Annotated in this window: 19 protein-coding genes; 15 read left to right on the top strand and 4 right to left on the bottom strand. The window is 62.9% G+C overall.

Annotated features, from left to right (window positions below; genetic code table 11):
* Window positions 1-23: 23 nt before the first annotated feature.
* Window positions 24-977, bottom strand: coding sequence for a glucokinase (locus tag IFT44_RS04875; RefSeq protein ID WP_192175536.1), 954 nt, complete (start codon window positions 975-977; stop codon window positions 24-26).
* Window positions 974-2,800 (bottom strand): phosphogluconate dehydratase, encoded by a 1,827-nt coding sequence (edd, locus tag IFT44_RS04870; protein ID WP_192104294.1) that lies wholly within the window; start codon window positions 2,798-2,800, stop codon window positions 974-976. The genes IFT44_RS04875 and edd overlap by 4 nt, the downstream gene beginning before the upstream one ends.
* Before the next feature lie 274 nt (window positions 2,801-3,074).
* Between edd and gap the strand changes: the two genes are divergently transcribed.
* From gap to IFT44_RS04810, 12 genes are all read left to right on the top strand, one after another.
* Complete coding sequence (gap, locus tag IFT44_RS04865) at window positions 3,075-4,076, top strand: type I glyceraldehyde-3-phosphate dehydrogenase (RefSeq protein ID WP_122713527.1); 1,002 nt, start codon at window positions 3,075-3,077, stop codon at window positions 4,074-4,076.
* Between the two features lie 126 nt (window positions 4,077-4,202).
* Window positions 4,203-4,724 carry a sigma-70 family RNA polymerase sigma factor gene (locus tag IFT44_RS04860; RefSeq protein WP_192175535.1) on the top strand — a complete coding sequence of 174 codons (522 nt, stop codon included), beginning with the start codon at window positions 4,203-4,205 and terminating at the stop codon, window positions 4,722-4,724.
* A gap of 41 nt (window positions 4,725-4,765) precedes the next feature.
* On the top strand, window positions 4,766-5,659 hold the full coding sequence (locus IFT44_RS04855) for a FecR family protein (RefSeq protein ID WP_192137082.1): 894 nt from the start codon (window positions 4,766-4,768) through the stop codon (window positions 5,657-5,659).
* 144 nt (window positions 5,660-5,803) lie between these two features.
* Window positions 5,804-8,362 carry a TonB-dependent receptor gene (locus IFT44_RS04850; RefSeq protein ID WP_192175534.1) on the top strand — a complete coding sequence of 853 codons (2,559 nt, stop codon included), beginning with the start codon at window positions 5,804-5,806 and terminating at the stop codon, window positions 8,360-8,362.
* Between the two features lie 113 nt (window positions 8,363-8,475).
* The gene (locus tag IFT44_RS04845) at window positions 8,476-9,093 is read left to right on the top strand and encodes a biliverdin-producing heme oxygenase (RefSeq protein WP_122479612.1); all 618 of its coding nucleotides are present in this window, start codon (window positions 8,476-8,478) and stop codon (window positions 9,091-9,093) included.
* Between the two features lie 19 nt (window positions 9,094-9,112).
* A complete protein-coding gene (locus IFT44_RS04840) occupies window positions 9,113-9,514 on the top strand; it encodes a YbaN family protein (protein ID WP_192053506.1) in 402 nt (133 codons plus the stop codon).
* An 81-nt stretch (window positions 9,515-9,595) separates the two neighbouring features.
* Window positions 9,596-11,104 carry a sigma-54-dependent transcriptional regulator gene (locus IFT44_RS04835; protein WP_192104301.1) on the top strand — a complete coding sequence of 503 codons (1,509 nt, stop codon included), beginning with the start codon at window positions 9,596-9,598 and terminating at the stop codon, window positions 11,102-11,104.
* Window positions 11,105-11,429: 325 nt separating this feature from the next.
* Window positions 11,430-11,807 carry a glycine cleavage system protein GcvH gene (gene gcvH, locus IFT44_RS04830; RefSeq protein ID WP_122479614.1) on the top strand — a complete coding sequence of 126 codons (378 nt, stop codon included), beginning with the start codon at window positions 11,430-11,432 and terminating at the stop codon, window positions 11,805-11,807.
* A 9-nt stretch (window positions 11,808-11,816) separates the two neighbouring features.
* Window positions 11,817-14,678 carry an aminomethyl-transferring glycine dehydrogenase gene (gene gcvP, locus IFT44_RS04825; RefSeq protein ID WP_192104302.1) on the top strand — a complete coding sequence of 954 codons (2,862 nt, stop codon included), beginning with the start codon at window positions 11,817-11,819 and terminating at the stop codon, window positions 14,676-14,678.
* A gap of 55 nt (window positions 14,679-14,733) precedes the next feature.
* The gene (gene gcvT, locus IFT44_RS04820) at window positions 14,734-15,858 is read left to right on the top strand and encodes a glycine cleavage system aminomethyltransferase GcvT (RefSeq protein ID WP_192137092.1); all 1,125 of its coding nucleotides are present in this window, start codon (window positions 14,734-14,736) and stop codon (window positions 15,856-15,858) included.
* 420 nt (window positions 15,859-16,278) lie between these two features.
* A complete protein-coding gene (locus IFT44_RS04815; RefSeq protein WP_122479618.1) occupies window positions 16,279-16,491 on the top strand; it encodes a cold-shock protein in 213 nt (70 codons plus the stop codon).
* A 96-nt stretch (window positions 16,492-16,587) separates the two neighbouring features.
* A complete protein-coding gene (locus IFT44_RS04810) occupies window positions 16,588-17,079 on the top strand; it encodes an RDD family protein (protein WP_192137094.1) in 492 nt (163 codons plus the stop codon).
* Window positions 17,080-17,107: 28 nt separating this feature from the next.
* On the opposite strand, the gene lptG is transcribed toward IFT44_RS04810, so the two are convergent.
* Both lptG and lptF read right to left on the bottom strand, forming a co-directional pair.
* The gene (gene lptG, locus IFT44_RS04805) at window positions 17,108-18,169 is read right to left on the bottom strand and encodes an LPS export ABC transporter permease LptG (RefSeq protein ID WP_185794112.1); all 1,062 of its coding nucleotides are present in this window, start codon (window positions 18,167-18,169) and stop codon (window positions 17,108-17,110) included.
* On the bottom strand, window positions 18,156-19,280 hold the full coding sequence (lptF, locus tag IFT44_RS04800; RefSeq protein ID WP_122479621.1) for an LPS export ABC transporter permease LptF: 1,125 nt from the start codon (window positions 19,278-19,280) through the stop codon (window positions 18,156-18,158). The genes lptG and lptF overlap by 14 nt, the downstream gene beginning before the upstream one ends.
* A 262-nt stretch (window positions 19,281-19,542) precedes the next feature.
* Here lptF and IFT44_RS04795 point away from each other — a divergent pair, with 262 nt between their 5' ends.
* From IFT44_RS04795 to IFT44_RS04785, 3 genes are all read left to right on the top strand, one after another.
* Window positions 19,543-21,033, top strand: coding sequence for a leucyl aminopeptidase (locus IFT44_RS04795; protein ID WP_192053496.1), 1,491 nt, complete (start codon window positions 19,543-19,545; stop codon window positions 21,031-21,033).
* A gap of 122 nt (window positions 21,034-21,155) precedes the next feature.
* A complete protein-coding gene (locus IFT44_RS04790; protein ID WP_122479623.1) occupies window positions 21,156-21,584 on the top strand; it encodes a DNA polymerase III subunit chi in 429 nt (142 codons plus the stop codon).
* Window positions 21,585-21,591: 7 nt separating this feature from the next.
* Entirely contained in the window at window positions 21,592-21,975 is a 384-nt protein-coding gene (locus IFT44_RS04785) for a DNA polymerase III subunit chi (RefSeq protein WP_122796079.1), read from the top strand.
* Window positions 21,976-22,145: the final 170 nt, after the last annotated feature.

Genomic DNA, 22,145 nt, shown 5'->3' with positions numbered 1-22,145 from the left:
TTTTTCAAGGGCTGATTAAACGCTCAAGCCTGCGCCTGTTGCAAGGCCACGCCTGCACCCAACAGCCCGGAGAACTCGGCCGTGACCACCCACACCGGGATGCCCTTGAAGTAATCGCTCATGCAGCCCTTGTCGGCGAAGCTCTCGGCGAAACCGCTTTGCATGAAGATGTCGAGAAAGCGCGGGATCACGCCACCGACGATGTACACGCCGCCCCGACCACCCACGGTCAGCACGTTGTTGCCCGCCACCCTGCCCAGGAAGCGGCAGAATTGCTCCAGGGTTTCCCGAGCGACGGGGTCGCCGGCAAGCCCGGCATTGGTAACCTCCGCAGGCGAAGTGCAGGAAGGCGTGTGGCCGTCCACTTCGCACACAGTTTGATACAACCGTAACAACCCACCACCGCTGAGAATCGTCTCGGCGCTGACGTGACCGATCTGCGCTTCGATGTGCGCGCGCAGTTGGGCTTCGCGCGCGCTGCCGACGGGCAGGTCGACATGGCCGCCCTCACCCGGCAATGCCATCCAGCCGTTGCGCAGGGCGATCAACGTGCCCACGCCCAGCCCCGTGCCTGGGCCGATGACCACTGCCGGACGTGCGGGATCCGCTTCGCCCTCGCAGACCAGCTGGTATTCATCGGGCTGTAGACGGGTCATGCCCAACGCCATGGCGGTGAAGTCATTGATCAGCAGCAGGTGCCCGATCTGCAGGCTTGCGCAGAACGCCTTGCGGCTCAGGCGCCAATGGCTGTTGGTGAAGCGGAACTCGTCACCGTCCACCGGGCCCGCTACCGCCAGGCACGCGGCGCCGATGTCGCCCTTCTGCAGCTTGAGGTCGGCCATGTACACGCCGATGGCGTGCTCGGGGCTGGTGTAGTCTGCCGTGGGGAAGACCCGAACCGAATGCAGTGCATCGTTTTCCCAGAGGGCGAAACGTGCGTTGGTACCGCCGATGTCGCCGATAAGGGCGAGTGTCATCGCAAAATCTCCAACCCCGAAGTGAAGGCACTGGCGCCTTGCTCGGCCGAGCTGAAGGCTTGGCGCATGAACCCGAACAGTTCACGCCCGCACCCTACGCCATTGGCCAAGGTGCCGACCGCCGGGGTGCGGCTGGCCAGCGTCTGGGCATCGACGCGTACCTGCAAGGTACCTTCGACACCGTCGACCCGGATGATATCGCCATCGCGCACCAAGGCCAACGGGCCACCGCTGGCCGCCTCGGGACTGACGTGAATCGCGGCGGGAATCTTGCCGGACGCGCCGGACATGCGCCCGTCGGTGACCAGCGCGACCTTGAAGCCGCGATCCTGCAGCACGCCGAGAAAAGGCGTCATCTTGTGCAGTTCCGGCATGCCGTTGGAGCGCGGCCCCTGGAAGCGCATGACCGCGACGAAATCCTTTTCCAGTTCGCCGGCCTTGAACGCATCGGCCAGCTCCTGCTGGTCTTGGAACACGCGGCACGGCGCCTCCACTACTTGGTTCGCCAACGCCACGGCAGACACTTTCATGACGCCCCGACCCAGATTGCCTTCCATCACGCGCAATCCACCCTCGGCCGAGAAAGGCCGTGCCACGGGGCGCAGGATGGTTTCGTCGAGGCTCGCCTCGGGACCCTCGCGCCAGACCAGCCGGCCCTCTTGCAGAAACGGTTCGCGGGTATAGCGGCTCAGGCCATGACCGGCCACCGTGTTCACGTCCTCGTGCAACAGGCCCGCTGCGAGCAACTCGCGAATCAGGAAAGCCATGCCGCCAGCTGCCTGGAAATGGTTGATGTCAGCCTTGCCGTTTGGATAGACATTGGACAGGGTGGGCACCACTTCGGACAAATCGGCCATGTCCTGCCAGGTCAGGATGATGCCCGCAGCCATGGCGATCGCCGGCATGTGCAGGGTGTGGTTGGTCGAACCGCCCGTCGCGTGCAGGGCGACGATCGAATTCACCAGCGACTTTTCATCGACGATGCGGCCGATGGGCGTGAACTCGCCGTTGGCCTTGGTCAGGCGTGTCACCTGATGGGCCGCCTCGTGAGTCAGCGCATCGCGCAGCGGTGTGTTGGGATTGACGAACGAGGCCCCCGGCAGGTGCAACCCCAGCACTTCCATGAGCAACTGGTTGGTGTTGGCCGTGCCGTAGAACGTGCAGGTGCCCGGACTGTGGTAGGACTTCATCTCTGATTCGAGCAATTCTTCACGGCTCGCCTTGCCCTCGGCATAACGCTGGCGAACATCGGCCTTCTCCTTGTTGGAGATGCCCGACGGCATCGGCCCGCCGGGGACGAAGATCATCGGCAGATGGCCAAAGCGCAGCGCGCCCATCATCAGGCCCGGGACGATCTTGTCGCAGATGCCGAGCATCAGGGCGCCATCGAACATGTTGTGGGACAAGGCCACGGCCGTGGACAGCGCGATGGTTTCACGACTGGCCAGGCTCAGTTCCATGCCGGCCTCGCCCTGGGTCACGCCATCGCACATGGCCGGCACGCCACCGGCGAACTGGCCGACCGAGCCGATCTCGCGCAACGCCTGCTTGAGCTGCTCCGGGTAGGTTTCGTAGGGCTGGTGCGCCGAGAGCATGTCGTTATATGACGAAACGATTGCGATGTTGGTCGCATTCATCATGCGCAGTTGGTGCTTGTCTTCGGTGCCGCACCCCGCTACTCCGTGGGCAAAGTTCGCACACTGCAGCTTGCCGCGCATGGGCCCGTCGCTGGCGGCGCTGTCGATCAGTTGCAGGTAGTGCTTGCGGGTAGCTTGGCTACGCGCAATCAGCCGTTGGGTGACCTCAAGGACGCGGGGATGCATGTGAAGAACTCCAGGCTTTGGGGGCGACCTCTGCAACACTCTGTCCGAACTACGACCCATGTCAGGGCTCAAAGCCCTGCAGGCAAGAATCGATGTGAAGGAAGGGTTGTACCGGTCACTCGTTGTAGATAGAACAAAATATTGCCACTAAAAAGGCTTGTTTTCTATTTCTATGCGAATAATCTTGTAATTCCAACAACAAAACAGATTACGTGACCTGCTTGCCCGGACCTGATCCAAGGGGAATCACCCAATCTGATCACAGGAATCACTCATGACCATTCGCATAGCAATCAACGGTTTTGGCCGCATCGGCCGCAATGTCCTGCGGGCACTCTATACCCAAGGCTACCGCCAGGACCTGCAGGTCGTCGCCATCAACGACCTGGGTGACAGCGCGATCAACGCCCACCTGCTCAAGTACGACACGGTGCATGGCACCTTCGACGGCACGGTCGAGCACGACAAGGAAGGCCTCACGGTGAATGGCGACCGCATCTCGGTCAGTGCCATCCGCAACCCGGCGGAACTGCCGTGGAAGGCCGAGAACATCGACGTGGTGTTCGAGTGCACCGGCCTGTTCACCGACCGTGAAAAGGCTGCCGCGCACCTGACGGCCGGCGCGCGCAAGGTGATCATCTCGGCACCGGCCAAGGGCGCCGATGCCACCGTGGTGTATGGCGTCAACCACGACGTGCTGCGTCAGTCCCACGAAGTGATCTCCAACGCTTCTTGCACCACCAACTGCCTGGCCCCGGTGGCCCAGGTGCTGCACCGCGAGCTGGGCATCGAGCAGGGCCTGATGACCACCATCCACGCCTACACCAACGACCAGAACCTGATCGACGTGTACCACAGCGACCCCTACCGCGCCCGCTCGGCGACCCAATCGATGATCCCCAGCAAGACCGGCGCTGCCGAAGCCGTTGGCCTGGTGCTGCCGGAGCTGGCCGGCAAGTTGACCGGTATGGCGGTGCGCGTGCCGGTGATCAACGTCTCGCTGGTCGACCTGACCTTGAACCTTTCGCGCGAAGCCAGCCGCGACGAGATCAATGCGCTGATGCATGCCGCGGCCGAGCAATCCAAGGTGCTGGGCTACAACACCCTGCCGCTGGTTTCCACCGACTTCAACCACAATCCGCTGTCGTCGATCTTCGATGCCAACCACACCAAGGTCAACGGCAAGCTGGTCAAGGTCATGGCCTGGTACGACAACGAGTGGGGCTTCTCGAACCGCATGCTGGACAACTGCCTGGCGCTGATCAACGCCAAGTAAGGCGCCATAGCGGCTGGATACGGTGGATGCCGTTTCCAGCCGCGATACCTCTTGCAAAGATAGCGACTTGACCAGGCGCACAGATGAGAAGCATTATCATCTTCTGCTTTCCGTCCGGGCAATTCCGTGAGTCAATCACGCTTCAATTCCGTTTTCCTCTCCCAACGCTTGAGTCTGCTGCGAACCCTTCAGCGCATGGTACGCAACCCCAGCACCGCCGAAGACCTGCTTCAGGAAACCTACCTGAGGGTGAATCGTGCCCTGGGTGAGCGACGCATCGAGCACCTCGAACCCTTCGTGTTTCAGACAGCACGCAATCTGGCCCTGGATTATCTGCGCTCACGGCGGGTGCACGAGCGAACCATGGTCGAAGATGTGCCCCTCGACGTGCTACAAAGCATTGCAGCAGTGGCCAGCAGTCCGGACGAGGTCGCCCATGCTGAGCGGCTTCTGGCCAGGCTGACCGTGAGCCTGGCTCGACTGACGCCGCGCCAGCAGCGGATTTTCATCCTGAGCCGAGTGCATGGCAGCAGTTATGTGGAAATTGCCGATGAGCTGCACGTCTCGGCAAGCACCGTGCAAAAGGAATTGAAATTGATCATGGCGATCTGCATCGGTGTCGCCCAGCGCCTGGAGGAGCATCCGTGAATCGGCAGCATCTACCAGAGCGAGCGCCACCGACGCCTGCCATGGAGCAAGCCATCGATTGGTTGATTGCCCAGCCTTGCACCGACCCCACCGAGCAAAGGGCATTCGAGGCCTGGCTGCTGGCCGACCCCGAACATGCCGCGGCATTCGAGCAGGCCCGCGCGGTATGGCACGGCGCGCCGATTCACCAGGCCGCCGTCGCCCTGCAAACGCGGCGCCGACTGCCGGCCTGGCGTCGGCATTGGAAACCACTGGCTACCGCCGCAATGCTGGTGGTAGGCGTATTGAATTTCACCCACCTGCCGCTGCGCGTACAGGCCGCTCATCTGACCCAGGTCGGCGAACGGCAACACCTGCAACTGGAAGACGGTTCCAAGGTACTGCTCAACACCGATTCGGCCTTCTCCAGCCGCATCGACACCCGGCAACGCAGCGCACGCCTGTACGAAGGCGAAGCTTTTTTCGAGGTGCCTCCCAGCCGCCGACAACCCCTGAAGGTGCAAGCAGGCCCGGTGCGTGCCGATGTGCTCGACAGTGCCTTCGCCGTGAGCTACCACGATGGCCAGGCGCAAGTGCGGGTGCAGCGCGGCAACGTCGACCTCAGCGCCAGCCACGACGAGACGGTGCGCCTGAACGCCGGCGACAGCATACGCATCGGCCCCAGGGGATTCGGCACGCGTGAGCGGCTCGATCCACAGAAGGATCTGGCCTGGGTCCAGGGCCGTTTGATCTTCGAGAATTGCCCAATGGGCGAGGTACTTGCCGAACTTCGGCGCTATTACCCGGGGTGGATCATCAACACCGACAAGAAGCTTGAGCAGGTGGCAGTGACCGGCAATTACCGCCTGGACAACCCGCTCGAAGTGGTTCGCTCGTTGGCTCAGGTGACGTCGGCACAGGTGCGGGAGTTTCCGGCGCTGGTCATCCTGAACTGACGGATACGTCATATCCACGGACCGAGACACCGCATAATTATTTTTACGCTGTAGCGCTTCCCCATCCGTCTAGTCATAGCCAATGCAACTGATTCGCATTCGGATCGGTAACACTATAACGACACGCGACAGGGAGCGCTTTCGATGTCCAAAGGTTTCACTCGTCCTCAGTTTCACCACTCGGTGCTCACCGCTGCCCTGCTGGTGGCCGCCGTGCCTGCCGTAGGCAGCGCTGCGGAGCTGACACCGAACAGCGCCCGCATCAGCGTCAATCACGCCTTCAGCATCGCTCGGCAGACTCTGGCGTCGGCCTTGAACGGCTTCAGCACCACGACGGGCTGGCAAGTCGGACTGCCCGCCGAGCTTGCCCAGGACGTCATTTCACCCGGTGCGCGCGGTAACCTGACGCCGGAACAGGCACTGGATCGGCTGCTCGCAGGGACACCCTTGCGCTACCGGAAAATCAGCGCCAACAACGTTGTACTCGAGCGCAGCTCGCCGGGCGCCGTGATCGCCCTGCAACAGATGACCGTCAGCGCCACACGCCAGGAACAAAGCGCCAACAGCGTCCCGAGTACCGTCAGCGTCCAGGGCCGCACGCAGCTGGACCGTGACAACGTCAACACCCTTCAGGACCTGGTGCGTTACGAACCGGGCGTCTCCGCAGGCGGCACCGGTTTGCGCAGCGGCCTTACCGGCTACAACATTCGTGGTATCGACGGCGACCGTGTGCTCACCCAGGTCGATGGCGTCGAGGTGCCGGACAGCTTCTTCAACGGCCCCTATGCGCAAACCGAGCGCAATTACGTCGCCCCGGAAATCGTCAAGCGTGTGGAAATCCTGCGCGGGCCGGCGTCGTCGCTCTACGGCAGCAGTGCCATCGGTGGGGTGGTCAGCTACTACACCCTGGACCCGGAAGACATCATCAAGCCCGGCAAGGATGTCGGCGCACGCCTGAAGACCGGTTACAGTTCGGCAGACGAAAGCTGGCTGAACTCGGCCACCGTGGCCGGCCGTTCGGGTGACGTCGATGCCCTCTTGCATCTGAGCCAGCGCAGTGGCCACGAGACCGAATCCTACGGCGACCATACCAGCACAGGGCTGAGCCGCACCGCAGCCGACCCCAAGGACGTGCGCTCGACCAATGTCCTGGCCAAGCTGGGCTGGAACTACGCCGACGATGCTCGATTCGGGCTCACCTACGAAAATTACAAGGACGACCGCGATGTCGATCTGAAAAGTGCCTATGGCGGCCCCTATGCAAATGGCAGGCCGCTGAACTTCTATCAATCGCGCGGTGGCAATGACACCATCACCCGCGAGCGCTTCGGCTTGAATCACGACTTCGAGCTGGACAGCGTCGTGGCCGATCACATCAAGTGGAGCTTGAACTACCAGATCGCCAAGACCGACCAGCACACCGAAGAGCACTATGTCGTCCCGCGCGCGCGCGATGTGTTGCGAGCGCGTGACACTTTTTACAAAGAGCGCCAGTGGGTGTTCGACCTGCAACTGGACAAGGCCTTTGAGTTGGGACAAACCGATCACCTGCTGACCTACGGCACCAACATACGCCAGCAGAAGGTTACCGGCTCACGCAGCGGCTACGGGACCTGCTTGACCGTGATGGGCAGTTGCCGAGCCATCGGCGCCGACAGCGCGGCCGATCGCCTGGTCAAATCCAGCGACTTCCCCGACCCGACCATCAACACCTACAGCCTGTTCGCTCAGGACGAGATTCGCTGGAACCAGTGGACCTTGCGACCCAGCGCCCGCTATGACTACACCCAGCTCAAGCCCCGCCTGACCGATGAGTTCCTGCGCACGGTCAACCCCACTGGCGAGTACACCGTGGCCGACAACGACCGGAACTGGCACCGGTTGTCACCCACGCTGGGCGTGACCTACGACTTCGATGACCACTACACCTGGTATGGGCAGTACGCCGAAGGCTTCCGCACACCTTCGGCCAAGGCGCTTTATGGACGCTTCGAAAACCTTGGCGCAGGCTATACGGTCCAGCCCAATCCGGATCTGGAACCGGAAAAAAGCAGAAGTTATGAAACCGGCCTACGCGGCAAGTTCGAGGCAGGCACCTTCGATATCGCGGTGTTCTACAACCAGTACCGCGACTTCATCAACGAGGATGCGGTCAGCCCCGGGGCGACGTCCGCCGTGTTCCAAAGCAACAATATCAAGCATGCCACCATCAAGGGCGTCGAGCTCAAGGGCCGCTTGAACCTGGACAGCTTCGGTGCACCGCAAGGTCTCTACAGCCAGGGCTCCATCGCGTACGCCCATGGCAAGAACGAAGACAACGGCCAACCGATCAACAGCGTCAATCCGCTCAAGGGCGTATTCGGCCTGGGCTACGAGCAGCAGCAGTATGGTGGCCTGCTCAGTTGGACACTGGTCAAGCGGCAGAACCGAGTGGACAGCAGCGCGTTCAAGTCGCCGGACGGCAGCGGTGTGTTCAAAACGCCTGGCTTCGGCATCCTCGACCTGGCCGGTTACTACAAGGTCACCGACGACGTCACGGTCAACGCCGGCCTGTACAACCTCACCGACAAGAAATACTGGCTATGGGACGACGTGCGCAGTTATGACGGCGTGGGCGAAGCGGCGGTGACATCACCCGCCAACCTCGACCGCCTCACTGCTCCCGGTCGTAATTTCGCGATCAATCTGGTTTGGGACATCTGATAATGGCACTGTAGGGGCAGATAACCGCTGCCCCTGTGGTGGGATTTTTTTACGGTCCGCTGTGAGTTGATTCGTCTCGTCTAAACAGCACCGCATTTTTCAAGGAACTCGCAATGACCGTCACCGAGCACACTCAGGACCTCGCCCCACTGCGCTCCGCCCGCTTGCGCGCGATCAGCCAGGCGTTGCACGACAGCCTGGAAAATACCGTGGCCCGCTACGCGCCATTCGATACGCCGCAAAGCTATGCGCGCTTTCTGCAGATGCAGTACCTGTTCCAATCCGAGTTGCAACACCTGTACAACGACCCGGCCCTGATCGCCTTGTTTCCCGATCTGCCCGAGCGCTGCCGCGCAGAGGCAGCCAAGGCCGATCTGATCGATCTGGGCGTGGCCATTCCGCAACCTGTTCCGGGCGCCCTCAGCGAGCCCAGTCAGGCCACGGCACTCACCTGGATTCGCGTCTCCGAAGGGTCTAAACTCGGCGCCGCCATCCTGATCAAACGGGCTAACGCCTTGGGTTACACCGCCAGTTTCGGTGCTCGCCATTTGGCCGAACCCGAGGGCGGACGCGGCAAAGGCTGGAAAGCCTTCAACGCGATCTTCGACGCCCTGCCGTTCAGCGCGGCTGAAGAAGCGCAAGCTGATCAGGCGGCCAACGATGCGTTTGCGCGCTTGCAGGTGCTGCTGCAACACACCTACGCCGACCACAAGGAAACGGCGCCGGCCTGACCCCCACTGTATGGAACTCATGGACAACCCTCGCCCGCTCCCCTCAAAGCTGGCCCGCGTGCTTTACGGCCTGCTGGCCTATACCAGCCTGATCATCGGGTTGATCGCCATCGTGGTGCCGGGGTTGCCCACCACCGAGTTCATCCTGCTGGCCGCGTGGGCGGCGACCAAAAGCTCACCGCGGCTGAGCGCCTGGCTGGAGAACCACAAGCTGTTCGGCCCGATGTTGCGGAACTGGCGCAATGGCAAGGTCATAACCCGTCGAACCAAGGTCAGCGCAACCGTCAGCATGGTCCTCTGTTCAGTGCTCATGTGGTTTACCCTCAAGCAGCACTGGCCGGTGTACGCGGCGATCTCCGGCATGGTGCTGGTCAACCTGTGGATCTGGTCGCGGCCCGAACGCATCAACCCCCAGCACTGAGCACGCCCGCGTAGGTGCTACAGCTTTGCGCGATGGCAAGGCATACTGCGTCCCTCCGCTGTCCGGAATGCTCGAGACCCCATGCGTATCCACGTCAGCTTCATCGACCGTGTCGGCATCACCCAGGAAGTGCTGGCCCTGTTGGGGGCGCGCAACCTCAACCTCGACGCAGTCGAGATGGTCCCACCCAACGTCTATATCGACGCACCGACCCTCAGCCCGCTGGTGCTGGAAGAACTGCACGATGCGCTGTTCCGGGTGCGGGGTGTGGAGGACGTGCGCGTGGTCGATATTCTTCCAGGACAACGCCGGCACCTGCAGCTTGAAGCCTTGCTGGCCGCCATGGGCGATCCAGTGCTGGCACTGGACAGTGCCGGCAATGTGCTGTTGGCCAACCCGGCTTTGGTCGAGCTGTACGGCCGCGAGCCCGCCGGACAGTCGGTGGCGGACCTGTTCGCCGATCCTGCCTTGCTCGGCGCCTTGCTCGAACAAGGGTTCCGCCTGCCACTGCGCGAGGTCAACCTGAATGGCCAGACGCTGTTGCTCGATGCCACACCCATCACCGACGCCGGTGCCCTGCTGACGCTATACCCGCCCAACCGCATGGGTGAGCGACTGGCCGCCCTGCACCACGACCACGCCGAAGGGTTCGATTCGCTGCTGGGCGACTCTGCACCGATCCGTGCGCTCAAGGCCCGGGCGCAACGTGTTGCGGCGCTGGATGCGCCGCTGTTGATCCAAGGCGAGACGGGCACGGGCAAGGAGCTGGTGGCGCGGGCCTGCCATGCCGTCAGCGCGCGCCACGGCGCGCCGTTCCTGGCGCTCAACTGCGCCGCCCTGCCGGAAAACCTCGCCGAGAGCGAGCTGTTCGGCTATGCCCCCGGCGCGTTCACCGGCGCCCAGCGCGGTGGCAAGCCGGGGCTGATGGAACTAGCCCACCAAGGCACGGTGTTTCTCGACGAAATCGGCGAAATGTCGCCGTACCTGCAGGCCAAGCTGCTGCGGTTCCTCAACGATGGCAGCTTTCGCCGGGTAGGCGGCGACCGTGAGGTCAAGGTCAACGTACGCATCCTCAGCGCCACCCACCGCAATCTGGAGCAGATGGTGGCCGAAGGCGCCTTCCGCGAAGATCTGTTCTACCGCCTGAACGTGCTCAACCTGAACGTGCCACCCCTGCGCGAGCGCGGCGAGGATATCCTGCTGTTGGCCCGTTATTTCATGCAGCAGGCCTGCACGCAGATTCAGCGACCGATGTGCCGACTGACGACGAGCACCTATCCGGCCCTGCTGGGCAACCGCTGGCCGGGCAACGTTCGGCAGTTGCAGAACGTGATCTTTCGCGCAGCCGCCGTCTGCGAAAGCAACACAGTCGACATCGGCGATCTGGACATTGCCGGCACCAGCGTGAGTCGACGCAACGACGGCGACGTCGTCAGCCTGGAGCAGGCCGTTGGCGCCTACGAAAAAGCACTTCTGGAAAAGCTGTACCCCAGTTATCCATCCAGCCGGCAACTGGCCAGCCGTTTACTGACATCCCACACGGCCATCGCCAACCGGTTGCGCAAGTATGGAATCGGTGGCGCGAGCTGATACCTCAGCCGAACCGGACTGTATCTATTTCAATACAGCGTACGTAATTCGATACGACTTCTGTAGCAGCGGCGCAAGCCGCGTCCGGGCTCGCCTGGGTCCATGCAATAGACCGCGTCTACCGCCGACGCGGCTCGCGCCGCTCCTACAGGGGAATCAGGAAGTTTGCTGGTCTGGGTGTTGCGTAGTGTTTTCGTTACAACCGTTGCGATCCTTGATGGGTGTGATTTGCCTGGAGCCCTTGCAGGCTGTGACTTTGGGAAATCTGGCAACCATCTTGCTAAGTAACCCTCATTGCTGAACCCCAAATCACTGCGGAGTTTCCATGAGCGAGTTGCGTTTCACCGTCGAACACGAATGGCTGCGCCTCGAAGCCGACGGTAGCGTCACGGTCGGTATCACCCCATTTGCCCAGAATGCTTTGGGCGACGTGGTTTTCGTGCAGTTGCCCGAACTGGCCCGCCATGCGCGCGATGCCGAGGTTTCGGTGCTGGAATCGGTGAAGGCCGCCAGCAGCATCAACATGCCCCTGGATGGCGAGATCGTCGAAGTCAACGCGGCACTCGATGCGGCTCCGGAACTGGTCAACCAGGACCCACTGGCCCAGGGCTGGTTCTTCCGGTTCATTCCCGACGACCTCGAACAGGTTCGCGCCTTGCTCGACCAGACCGCCTACGACAACCTGATCGCCGCCCAAGGCTGAGGACCCACCATGACTCGCGCCATTGCATTGCACACCGACAATGAATTCATCGCTCGCCACATCGGCCCAGGCCCGGCCGACGAGCAGGCCATGCTCGATTTTCTGGGTTTCGACAGCCTCGATGCCCTGAGCGCCAGCGTCATCCCCGAAAGCATCAAGGGCACCAGCGTGCTCGGTCTCTCTGCCGGGCAGAGCGAAGCCGATGCCCTTGCCGCGATCAAGGCCATCGCCCAGCAGAACCAACTGTTCAAGAACTACATCGGCCAGGGCTACTACAACACCCACACGCCGGCGCCGATCCTGCGCAACCTGTTGGAGAACCCCGCCTGGTACACGGCCTACACGCCGTATCAGCCGGAGATTTCCCAAGGCCGTCTGGAGGCGCTGCTCAACTTCCAGACCCTGATCAGCGACCTGACCGGACTGCCCATCGCCAATGCCTCGTTGCTCGATGAAGCGACCGCCGCCGCCGAGGCCATGACCTTCTGCAAACGGCTGAGCAAGAACAAGAACAGCCAGCGCTTCTTCGCCTCCAGCCATTGCCATCCACAGACCCTGGCCGTGCTGATCACCCGCGCCGAGCCGCTGGGTATCGACGTGGTCATCGGCGACGAGCATGAGCTCGCCGACACCGACGGCTTCTTCGGCGCTCTGCTGCAGTATCCCGCCAGCAACGGCGACATTTTCGACTACCGTGAACTGGTAGAGCGCTTTCATGCCGGCAATGCCCTGGTAGCCGTGGCGGCTGACCTGCTCGCCCTGACGCTGCTCAGCCCTCCGGGCGAATTCGGTGCCGACGTCGCCATCGGCAGCGCCCAGCGTTTTGGCGTGCCACTGGGTTTCGGTGGCCCACACGCGGCGTACTTTTCCACCCGTGACAGCTTCAAACGCGACATGCCTGGGCGTTTGGTCGGCGTGTCGGTGGATCGCCATGGCAAGAGCGCGCTGCGCCTGGCCATGCAGACCCGTGAACAGCACATCCGTCGCGAGAAGGCCACCAGCAACATCTGCACGGCCCAGGTGCTGCTGGCCAACATCGCCAGCATGTACGCGGTCTACCATGGCCCGGCCGGCCTGATCCAGATCGCACGACGCACCCACCAGCTCACCGCCATCCTGGCGCGTGGCCTGACCCAATTGGGCGTGCGCGTGGAGCAGCAACATTTCTTCGACACCCTGACCCTGGCCACCGGCAGCGCGACCGAGCGCCTGCACGAGCAGGCCCGGGCTGCAGGCATCAACCTGCGCGAAGTCGACGCGCAGCGCGTGGGCATCTCGCTGGACGAAACCACCCGCCAGGCCGACGTGGAAGCCTTGTGGCAGCTGTTCCACAACGCAAGCACGCAGGTGGTGTTCCAGACCCTGGCCAATGAGGTCGGCGATCAACTGCCCGAGCCGCTGCTGCGCCAGTCGGCGATCCTGCAGCATCCGGTGTTCAATCGCTATCACTCGGAAACCGAGCTGATGCGCTACCTGCGCCGCCTGGCCGACAAAGACCTGGCCCTGGATCGCACCATGATCCCACTGGGCTCCTGCACCATGAAGCTCAATGCCGCCAGCGAAATGATCCCGGTGACCTGGGCCGAGTTCGGCCAGTTGCACCCTTTCGCACCGGCCGCGCAGAGCCGGGGCTATCAGTTACTGACCGACGAGCTGGAGAGCATGCTGTGCGCTGCCACCGGCTACGACTCCGTTTCACTGCAGCCCAACGCCGGCTCCCAGGGTGAATACGCCGGCCTGCTGGCCATTCGTGCCTACCATCAGAGCCGTGGCGAAGCGCACCGCGACATCTGCCTGATTCCATCCTCGGCGCACGGCACCAATCCGGCGACCGCGCACATGGCCGGGATGCGCGTGGTGGTCACCGCCTGCGATGCACGCGGCAACGTCGACATCGAAGACCTGCGCGCCAAGGCCATCGAGCACGGTGACAAGCTCGCCGCACTGATGATCACCTACCCGTCCACCCACGGCGTGTTCGAGGAGGGCATCCGCGAGATCTGCGCGATCATTCATGACCACGGTGGCCAGGTGTACATCGATGGCGCCAACATGAACGCCATGGTCGGCCTGTGCGCTCCAGGCAAGTTCGGCGGCGACGTGTCCCACCTGAACCTGCACAAGACGTTCTGCATTCCCCATGGCGGTGGCGGCCCAGGTGTCGGGCCGATTGGCGTGAAAGCGCACCTCGCGCCGTTCCTGCCCGGCCATGCCGCGCTGGAGCGCAAACAGGGTGCGGTCTGCGCGGCGCCGTTCGGCAGCGCCAGCATCCTACCGATCACCTGGATGTACATTCGCATGATGGGCGGCGACGGTCTCAAGCGTGCGTCCCAGGTGGCCATCCTCAACGCCAACTACATTGCCCGGCGCCTGGAACAGCACTACCCGATCCTTTATGCCGGCAGCAACGGACTGGTGGCCCACGAGTGCATCCTCGACGTACGCCCGCTCAAGGACAGCAGCGGCATCAGCGTCGACGACGTCGCCAAGCGCCTGATCGACTTCGGCTTCCATGCCCCGACCATGTCGTTCCCGGTGGCAGGTACCTTGATGATCGAACCGACCGAAAGCGAGTCGCTGGAAGAACTCGATCGGTTCTGCAACGCCATGATCCAGATCCGCGAAGAGATTCGCGCCGTCGAGGAAGGCCGTCTGGATCGCGAAGACAACCCGCTGAAAAACGCGCCGCACACCGCCGCCGAACTGGTCGGTGAGTGGAGCCACGCCTACAGCCGCGAACAGGCTGTCTACCCGCTGCCGACGCTGCAGGAAAACAAGTACTGGCCACCTGTAGGTAGGGTCGACAACGTTTTCGGCGATCGCAACCTGGTGTGCGCCTGCCCTTCCATCGAAGCCTATCAGCAAGCGTGACGACTGCGGCGCGCGGCGTTGATCGCTGCGCGCCCTGCCTCGCAAGGAACAAACAATGTCCGATGCCACTTTGCAAAAAACACCCCTGCACGCGCTGCACCTGGAACTGGGCGCGCGCATGGTGCCGTTCGCCGGTTACGACATGCCGGTGCAGTATCCGCTGGGCGTGATGAAGGAGCACCGCCACACCCGTGCCCAGGCCGGGTTGTTCGACGTGTCGCACATGGGCCAGATTCGCCTGACCGGCGCCGATGCCGCCAAGGCACTGGAGACGCTGGTGCCGGTGGACATCATCGACCTGCCCGTGGGCATGCAGCGCTATGCCATGTTCACCAATGAACAAGGCGGCATTCTCGACGATCTGATGGTGGCGAACCTGGGCAACGACACCTTGCTGCTGGTGGTCAACGCCGCCTGCAAGGATCAGGACCTTGCCCATCTGCAACGCCATCTGCACGGTCACTGCGAAATCGAGGCGTTGTTCGACGCACGTGCGCTTTTGGCACTGCAGGGGCCAGCAGCGGTAACGGTGCTGGCACGCCTGGCGCCGGAAGTCGCAGACATGACCTTCATGCAGTTCGCCAGCGTGAAGCTGCTGGGCGTTGAGTGCTACGTGAGTCGCTCGGGCTACACCGGCGAAGACGGCTTCGAGATTTCCGTGCCCAGCAGCGAGGCAGAAGCGCTTGCGCGCGCCCTGCTGGCCGAGCCTGAAGTGGAACCGATCGGCCTGGGCGCACGCGATTCGCTGCGCCTGGAGGCGGGCCTGTGCCTGTATGGCCATGACATGGACAGCGAGACATCACCGATTGCGGCCAGTTTGCTGTGGGCCATCTCCAAGGCGCGCCGTGCCGAGGGTGCGCGCGCCGGTGGCTTCCCAGGTGCTGACATCATCTTTGCCCAGCAACGCGAAGGCGTTGCACGCAAGCGCGTCGGCCTGCTGCCGCAGGATCGCACTCCAGTGCGCGAAGGTGCGTCGATCATCAACGCTCAAGGAGTGGAAGTCGGCCGCGTGTGCAGCGGCGGGTTCGGCCCGACACTGGACGCGCCGGTTGCCATGGGCTACGTCGACGCCAGCGCCGCTGCCTTGGATAACGAACTGCAGGCCATCGTGCGTGGCAAGCCCGTGCCCTTGAAAGTTGCCAAGATGCCCTTCGTTGCTCAACGCTATTATCGTGGGTGAATGAAAGACCGGATATCCCTGCGAGTGCGCAAACAGTCGCTGCTGGTAGATAAAAACTATGACGCGTCTATAAAGCGTCATGGTTCCACCGCACTTCGGCCCATGATTGCCACTGCTTGAATCCATTGGCGTCAAGGGAATACAGCGTCGTGCACGATCGTGGAGCAACGCGGCGGATACGGCCTGAAATGCGGCAAAAAAAGCTCGAAATGCGCAGGTTGCGAGGGCTTGTTTTTCTCGCTGAAGTTAGCGTAAAGTTTCTCCACTGTGTTTGCATGGGTCGCTTGGATCGTGACCTGGGCAGTAGCTCTGATCATTGCTACAACCCGTTCGACGTCTCTTACTTTCCTGCAAATCAGCCCAGTACTCTTTCATGTGAAAGACGCTGTTAATAATTCTAGGTTTCAAGGAAATTAAGCTATGTCGAATCGTCAAAGCGGTACCGTCAAGTGGTTCAACGACGAAAAAGGTTTTGGTTTCATCACCCCTGAGAGCGGCCCGGACCTGTTCGTACACTTCCGCGCCATTCAGGGCAACGGCTTCAAAAGCCTGAAGGAAGGCCAGAAGGTCACCTTCGTTGCCGTGCAGGGCCAGAAAGGCCTGCAGGCTGACGAGGTTCAAGCCGAGGCTTGATTCGAGCGTCGCCGAAAAGCCCCAGCGCTGATAGCCTGGGGTTTTTTTGTGGCCGCTCGGCCGACGTGACCGGCCAATTCTGCCCAAGGATCTTCGATGGCGCCCATTGCAGCGCACAACCTGCAGCCGATACCGGCGAGCCTGGCTCGGCGCCTGGCCGCAGCGACCTACGACCTGATCCTGTGTCTGGCGCTGCTGATGGCTGCCGCCGCGCTGTACAAGCTGGCCCAGATGGGTTGGTACGGTGAGGCCCGTCTGCGCGTCCTTTCCGAGGCGGGTGCGCTGGATCGCGATCCATGGCTGTCGCTGCTGCTGACAGGCCTGTCGTTCGCCTTCTTCGCTCGTTTCTGGACCCATGGCGGACAGACCCTGGGTATGCAGGCCTGGGGCATTCGCGTGCAGAACGTCGACGGCAGCACCGTCAGCCTCGGCCAGGCGCTGCTGCGCTTCGTGCTGGCACTGCTGTCCTGGCTGTGCCTGGGGCTCGGTTGGTGGTGGATGCTGATGGAGCGCCGCCAGCGCACCTGGCACGACTTGGGTTCACGTAGCCAGGTCGTGCGGGTTGCCAAAGAAAAAACCGGCCACTGAGGGCCGGTTCGAAGGTGACCGCCAGGCGCTAGCCGGCGCGTCGCAGCAGCCAGAGTCCCGCCACCGCGCAGATCGCCGCAGGCAACACCACCGCCAGTAGCGGCGGAAAGCCGAACACCAGGCTCGAAGGCCCGAGCAGGTCCTGGGCAATGCGGAACACGAAGCCCACCAGCACACCGGTGAACACGCGCTGGCCCAGGGTGACCGAGCGCAATGGACCGAAGATGAAGGAGATGGCCATCAACACCAATGCCGCCGTTACCAGCGGCTGCAGCACCTTGACCCAGAACGCCAGCCAGTACTGACCGTTGTTGAGGCCCTGGTCGGCCAGGTAGTGGATGTATCCCCACAGCCCGGAGATGGACAACGCTTCGGGTGCGACGATGACGGTGCTGAGCAACTGAGGTGTCAGGGAAACATCCCAGCGCTCCTCGGGAGCCTTGACCACTTCACTGCGATCGGCGTGAAACAGCGTGGTGGTGACCTCGCTCAACTGCCAGTGATCGCCGTCGTATTGCGCCTTGCGGGCAAAGCTGGCGCTGAGCATGTGGCGCTGATCATCGAAACGGTAGCGCGTCACCCCGTACAGCAGGCCGCGTGGCTGCACCGTGTTGATGTGGATGAACTCGTCACCCTGGCGGTGCCACATGCCGTGCTTGCCGCTTTGCGCATCGCCACTGCCCAGGGCCAGCGAGCGCTCGGCCTGAGCCTTGTTCTCTGCCGGCGGGGCGACGTATTCGCCCACCAGTACGCCGACCACCATCAGCACCAGCATCGGCTTCATCACGGCCCAGACGATGCGCCCCACCGAGACGCCCGCCGCACGCATGATGGTCAACTCGCTGCTGCTGGCCAGGCTGCCGAGGCCGATCAGGCAGCCGATCAAAGCCGCCATCGGCAGCATGTCGTAGACCCGCCGCGGCGCGGTCAGGGCAACGTACTTGCCGGCATCGAACAAGGTGTAGCTGTCGCTGATGTCGCCCATTTCGTCGATGAAGGCGAACAGCGAAGCCAGCCCGAGAATGATGCCCAGCACCGCGAGGATGGCGACCGCCACGCTCTTGCCGATGTAGCGATCAAGCTTGACCATGGGTCACCCCCTTGGCGCGACGGCTGGCACGGGCCAGCTTCATCGGTTCCCAGTACATCAGCAGCAGGCCGATGGCCAGGAACAGCACGTGCACCCACCACATGCCCAGTGCTGCAGGCAGGCGGCCTTTTTCCATGGCGCTACGCGCGGCGATGAGCAGAGTCAGGTAGGCCATGTACAGGAGGATCGCCGGCAGCAGTTTGAGGAAGCGTCCCTGGCGCGGGTTGACCCGTGACAACGGGACCGCCATCAAGGTCACGATGAATACCAGCACCGGCAGTGACAGGCGCCACTGCAACTCGGCGCGCGGCCGTGGATCGGTGCTGCCCCACAGCTCGCCGGTGGGGATGGCTTCGCGGTCGGTGATGTCGCTGCTCACGTCGGGCTTGGGCAGAAGCACGCCATAGGTGTCGTACTGGATGGCGCGGTAGTTGGCCTCGCCCGGATTGCCGTCGTAGCGGAAGCCGTTTTCCAGGATCAGGTAGCGGTTGCCGTCGGCGCGCACTTCCTGGCGGCCCTTTTCAGCCACCAGCACGGAGATCCCGCGGTCCTTGGCCTTGTCCTGGGACATGCGCTTCTCGGAAATGAACACGCCGCTGAGATCGACGCGGTTTTCCGAGAGGCTCTGGGTGTAGGTGACCCGCGTGCCATCGCGCAACGCCTGGAAGCGACCGGGCACCAGGGTGTCGAATTCGGTCATGGCGTCCTGCTGGTTGATGATCGTGGCGACCTGGGCAACGCCCTGCGGAGCCAGGCTCAGGCTCAACCACGCCACCAGCAGGGCGACCAGCGTCGCCGGAGCCAGGGTGATGGCCAACAGGCGCTGCTGGCTCATGCCGGTGGCGGAAAGCACGGTCATCTCGCTTTCCAGGTACAGCCGCCCATACGCCAGCAGGATGCCCAGGAACAGGCCCAGCGGCAGGATCAGTTGCAGGAAGCCCGGCAGGCGGAAGCCCATGATCATGAACAGCACGCCGGGGTCCAGGATGCCGGACGCCGCCTGGGCCAGATACTTGATGAAGCGCCCGCTCATGATGATCACCAGGAGCACGGCACTCACGGCGCTCATTGTGATCATGACCTCACGGGACAGATAACGGAAAACGATCAAACCAGACACTCCAGGGTCGTCGCGCGCAGGCAGCCCGACAGGGGAACGTAGCAGCCAGGACAGGGGCCGGCCCGCGTGAGCGGGCCAGGTAAAAAGTCGCCGCATTATCCTGTGAAAGGCTGTGCCTGTCACTTAACAGCGGCATCGGGTGGACAATTACCGCCATGCAAAGGTTGCGAGCGGGCTGGGGCTGGGGTCAAACTGGCTGCTTTCGCGCGAACCGTCTTGCGCAAGCATCGACCTAGAATCAGGGGTTCTGGATATGGAATTGGTTGTAAAGAGCGTTGCTGCCGAATCAGTTAAAACCGCGACCCTGGTCGTCGCCATCGGCGAAGAACGCGCCCTGGGCGCCATTGCCAGCAAGATCGACGGCCTGAGCGGCGGCTTGATCAGCGCTGCACTCAAGCGCGGCGACATCGCCGGGCGTGCGGGCCAGACCCTGTTGCTGCCGGGCGTGCCGGCGCTCAAGGCCGAGCGCCTGCTGCTGGTGGGCAGCGGCAAGGACGACGAACTGGCCGACCGCCCGTGGCGCAAACTGGCCAGCGCTGCCTACGGCGTACTGAAGAACCTGGGCGGCAGCGATGCCGTGTTTGCCTTCGACGAACTGACCGTCAAGGGCCGCGATGCCTATGGCAGAACGCGCCTGTTGGCAGAAACCCTGCTCGATGGCGAGTACGTGTTCGATCGCTTCAAGAGCAAGAAGGCCGATCCACGTGCCTTGCAGAAGATCACCCTGCTGACCCAGAAATCCAGACAGGCCGACGTCGAACGCGCCGTTGCCCACGCCAAGGCGATTGCCAGTGGCATGAGCTTCACCAAGGATCTGGGCAACCTGCCACCCAACCTGTGCCACCCCAGCTTCCTGGCCGAAGCCGCGAAGAGCCTGAGCAAGGCGCACAAGAACCTCAAGGTCGAGATTCACGACGAGAAGAAGCTCAAGGAACTGGGCATGGGTGCGTTCCTGGCCGTAGCCCAGGGCAGTGCGCAGCCACCGCGGTTGATCGTGCTCAACTATCAAGGCGCGAAGAAATCCGAGCAGCCGTACGTGCTGGTCGGCAAGGGCATCACCTTCGACACCGGCGGCATCAGCATCAAGCCAGCCGCCGGCATGGACGAGATGAAGTACGACATGTGCGGTGCTGCCAGCGTGTTCGGCACCCTGCGCGCCGTTCTGGAGCTGGAGCTGCCGATCAACCTGGTGTGCCTGATGGCCTGCGCCGAGAACATGCCCAGTGATCGCGCGACGCGCCCTGGCGACATCGTCGAAACCATGAGCGGGCAGACCGTGGAGATTCTCAACACCGACGCCGAAGGCCGTCTGGTGCTGTGCGACGCGCTGACCTACGCAGAGCGCTTCAACCCGCGCGCGGTGATCGACATCGCGACCTTGACCGGTGCTTGCGTTGTGGCTCTGGGTGGCCATACCACGGGCCTGATGAGCAACAACGAGGCCTTGGTCGGCCAGTTGCTGGAAGCCGGCAAGCAGGCCGACGACCGCTGCTGGCAGCTGCCGCTGTTCGAGGAGTACCAGGAGCAACTGGACAGCCCGTTCGCCGACATCGCCAACATCGGCGGGCCGAAGGGCGGCGCCATCACCGCGGGCTGCTTCTTGTCCCGGTTCACCAAGGCCTACGAGTGGGCGCACCTGGACATTGCCGGCACGGCATGGGTCAGTGGCGGCAAGGACAAGGGCGCCACCGGTCGTCCGGTGCCTCTGCTCACCCAGTACCTGCTGGACCGCGCCGGGGTGTAATGCCTCAAGTCCGCGTCGGTCTTTTCGCGGGCAGAGCCCCGCTCCCACACAAGCATGCTTCCTGTGGGAGGGGGCTCTGCCCGCGAAGAGGGCGACTCGGTCTCAAGCACCAGGAACACACCATGCCCCAAGTCGACTTCTATGTTCTGCCCACTCCCCTGCCCGCCGCACGCCTGGATTTCGCCTGCAAGTTGGCCGAGAAAGCCTGGCGGTTGGGCCACCGGGTGTACGTTCATTGCACCGACGCTGCCCAGCGCGAAGCACTGGACGCACGCCTGTGGAGTTTCAAGGGTGAAAGCTTCGTGCCCCACAGCCTTGAAGAGGATGGCCCTCACGCGCCCGTCACATTGGGCATCGCAGCCCAGGCGGCAGGCCATGACGATCTCCTGATCAATCTGGCCTTGAACGTTCCAGGCTTTGCCAGCCAGTTCGCGCGCGTTGCCGAAATTGTCGTCGAAGACCCTGCTATTCGTCAGGCCGCCCGGGAGAGTTTTCGTTTCTACCGTGAACAAGGCTATCCTCTGCAAGACCACCGCTTATCGCGACTTTGAGCCCAAGATGGACAACAACACCAAGCCTTTGCCCAAATCCGTACACCTGCTGGACGACCTCGAGTCGATCCGCAAGCTGCTCGGCGACGACACTCTGCAACCACCGTTGCTGACCGACGCCGTGGTTCGCAGCGAACCCGAGGTGCCGTTGCTGTTCGAACTGCACGACGAACCCGTGGCCACTGCACCGGCGGCCCTGCCGTCGGAACCGGCAGCGGCACCCAGCCCGGCGCAGAATCGCCAGGATACCTTGCTGCACCTGGACGCCGAACTGCGCGCCGCGGCCCAGTTGATCATGCAGGATGTGATCGACGACTTCGCGCCTCACATCGAAACCGAAATCAAGCGCCGCCTCGAAGCGCGCATGGAAAGGTTGCTCAACCAGGGCTGATACCCTCCCCCGCGCCTTCGTGGCCACGGACCGCTCGCCTACCACCGTAGGAGCGGTCATCGGCCGCGAAACAGGCGCTACGGTGTGTCAGCCATACCGAATCGCGCCCATCGCGGCCACGGACCGCTCCTACGCAGCCCGCCTCCCTCCCATAGCCGCCATATCCCCGC

Origin of the sequence: Pseudomonas sp. CFBP 13710 (genome assembly GCF_014842235.1) — a bacterium.
Taxonomy (GTDB): domain Bacteria; phylum Pseudomonadota; class Gammaproteobacteria; order Pseudomonadales; family Pseudomonadaceae; genus Aquipseudomonas; species Aquipseudomonas baltica.
This window is presented reverse-complemented; position numbering and strand designations above follow the sequence as displayed.